1 protein-coding gene is annotated in these 3,212 nt (G+C 62.4%); it reads right to left on the reverse strand.

Annotated features, from left to right (window positions below):
* Nucleotides 1–3,212: non-ribosomal peptide synthetase (locus PEH01S_RS33990; protein WP_127490431.1), on the reverse strand; the 3,212-nt coding region annotated here is incomplete at both ends.

Here is a 3,212-nt window from a genome sequence, read left to right on the forward strand (position 1 = left end):
GCTTGTAGCCGGCTTGCAGCAGGCGCGAGGCCACCTGCAGCGCTTTGATCGAATCGCCGCCCAGCTCGAAGAAGTTGTCCAAAATGCCGACCTTCTCCACGCCCAGCACGGCCTGCCAGACTTCGGCCAGCGTCTGCTCCGCCGCCGTCCGCGGCGCTGCGTACGCCGCTCCCGCGCGCACCGCGCCTTCCGGCTCCGGCAGCGCTTTGCGGTCCACCTTGCCGTTTGGCGTCAGCGGCAACCGCTCCAGCTTCATCATCCGCGCCGGCACCATATGCGACGGCAGGCTTTGCTCCAGATACGCCTGCAGCTCCTCTACGCTCAGCGTTTCGTCCCCTGCCGCGTACCCGGCTAAATATTTCTGCCCCCGCTCGTCCGTCCGGTCGATCACGACCGCCTGCCGTACGCCCGCGAACCGCAGCATCGCCGTTTCGATCTCCCCTAGCTCGATCCGGTATCCGCGGATTTTCACCTGATGGTCGATCCGCCCGATGAAGTCCACGTTGCCGTCTTCCATCCATCGCGCCAGGTCGCCCGTCCGATACAAACGCTCGCCCGGCACGAACGGGTTCGGCACGAATTTCTCCGCCGTCAGCTCCGGCCGGTTCAAGTAGCCTCGCGCGACCCCGGCTCCCCCGATGCACAGCTCGCCCAGCACGCCCACCGGCACCGGATTGAGCTGCGCGTCCACGATGTAGAACCGCGCATTCAGCCACGCCTGCCCGATCGGCACGCTGCCCGTCTCCGGCAGCTTCGACAAAGGCTCGTCGTAGTAGCTCGAATCGATCGCCGCTTCCGTTACCCCGTACGCGTTGATGATCCGCATGGACGACCCGAACCGCTCCTGCAGCACCCGGTAATCCGTTACGCTGCAGCTGTCCGAGCTCGTAATCAGCAGCTCCATCGAGCCGATATCCAAGCCGTGGTCCGCGATATGCTGCATGAACGGCACGATCAGCGCCGGTGTCGATTCGAACACCGTGATTTCGTAATCCCGTATCCAGCCGTGCAGGCGCGTCGGGTCGATCCGGTCTTCCTTCGGGCAGATGACCATCATCCCGCCGTTGTACAGCGTCCGCGCGATATCTCCCACGAACACGTCGAACGAGAAGCTCGCCAATTGCAGCAGCCGCACCGGGAACTGGTCCAGACGGTAATCCCGGCGGTATGCCGCCGCCGTATTGACCAGGCTGCGGTGCTCGATCATGACGCCTTTCGGCTGGCCCGTCGTCCCCGACGTGTAGATCACGTAGGCGAGGTCGCCCGGCTCGTTCGAGTTCGGCACGTTGGACGCGTCTTCGGCGTATACCGCTTCGTCGTCCAGGCACAGCACCGCCTCCAGCGTATGGCCTTCGGACAGCCACGCCTGCGCGCGCTCCTGCAGATGCGTCTGCGTCAGCAGCACGGCCGCTCCGCTGTCCCGCAGCATGAAGCCGATCCGCTCGGACGGATAGTCCGGGTCAAGCGGGACGTACGCGCCGCCCGCTTTCCAGACGGCCAGCACGGCGACGAGCAGGTCCGTCGAACGGTCGGCCAGAATGCCGACGATCGACTCGCGACCGATCCCGCGTGCTTGCAGCGTCCGGGCCAGCCGGTTCGCCCGCTCGTTCAGCTCGCGGTATGTCAGCTGCGTCCCTGCATACACGACCGCCGTCTGCTCCGGCACAAGCGCTGCCTGCGCCTCGAAGCACGCGTGGAACGTTTGCTCCGGCGCATAATCCGCCAGCTCTCCGCCACGTCTTGCTCCTACGCTGCCGAAGCCGTCCACCAGCATCGTCCGCTCTTCCGGCGTGATCATCTCCAAGGCCGACAGCTTCGCTTGCGGATTGCCGACAATCGAGTCGATCAGCCGGACAAAATGATTCGCCAGCCGCTCGACCGTTTCCCGCTTGTACAGCACGGTGCTGTACTCGATGCTGCACAGCAGTCCTTCTTCCGATTCCAGCGCATCCAGCGTCAGATCGAACTTCGCCGAAGCACTCTCGCTCGCGTAAGGCTTGAAATCGATCCCTTCGATGCTCAGCTCCACCTGCTCCAGCGTCTTCAATTCGAACATCGTATCGAACAGCGGATTGCGGCTCATATCCCGGGTCAGGTTAAGCTTCTCGACCAGTTCCTCAAATGGGTAGTCCTGATGCTCGTAAGCGCCGAGCGCCTGTTCCTTAACTTCCAGCAAATAGTCCGTAAACGTCTTATCTTCCGCCGGATAACTGCGCAGCGCCAGCGTGCCTATGAACACGCCGATCAGGCTAGCCAGATCGGCATGCGGCCTTCCCGCAATCGGCGTGCCGACGATAAGGTCTTCCTGTCCCGTATATTTGTGCAGCAGCGTTTTGTAAACCGTCAGCAGCACCATGTGCAGGGTAGAACCGGTTTGCGCGGCAAGCCGCTTCAGCCCGTCTCGGGCCGCTTGGCCGACGGCGAAGTCCAACCGCGCGCCTTCAAAACGCTGTACGGCCGGTCTCGCATAATCGGTCGGCATATGGAGCACGGGGATTTCGCCGCGGAACACGTCCAGCCAGTACGCTTCCTGCTTTTTCAGCCGCTCGCCGGCTTTTTCCGCTTGCTGCCAAACCGCATAGTCCTTGTATTGCACGCGCAGCGGCGGCAGCTCTTCGCCTTCGTACAGCCGCACGAATTCCCTGATCAGCACGCCCATCGACACACCGTCGGAAATGATGTGATGCATGTCATACAGCAGCAAATGACGTTCCGGACCAAGCTCGATCAAGCCTACCCGCAGCAATGGCGCTTGCTCCAGATCGAACGGCCGCACGAATTCGCGGATATGCGTTTCCGCTTCTTCCTCGCTTGCCGCCTTGTACTCCACGGCAAAATCGACATTATCGTAAATCCGCTGCACGACGTCGCCGTCCGCCATCTCGAAGCCGGTGCGAAGCGTTTCGTGGCGGGCAATCAGCTTGCGGAACGCGTCTTCGAGTCTTCCGCGGTCCAGATGCCCCTCCACAAGCGTGACACCCGGCATGTTGTAGCTCGTCTCTCCGCCTTCCAGCTGGCTCAAAACGTACATCCGCTTTTGAGCCGACGATACCGGATAGTACGCTCTTGGGCCGGCCAGCGGAATGACCGTGTTGGCGTCCTGCTCCATGCCGCCGACGATCTGCGCAAGCTGCTCGACCGTCGGGTAATGGAATACATCCCGCAGCGGCACCTTGACCTGCAGCTCCTGATGCATTTTCGCTACCAACGTT

The sequence above is a fragment of the Paenibacillus ehimensis NBRC 15659 genome, assembly GCF_004000785.1.
Taxonomy (GTDB): domain Bacteria; phylum Bacillota; class Bacilli; order Paenibacillales; family NBRC-103111; genus Paenibacillus_G; species Paenibacillus_G ehimensis.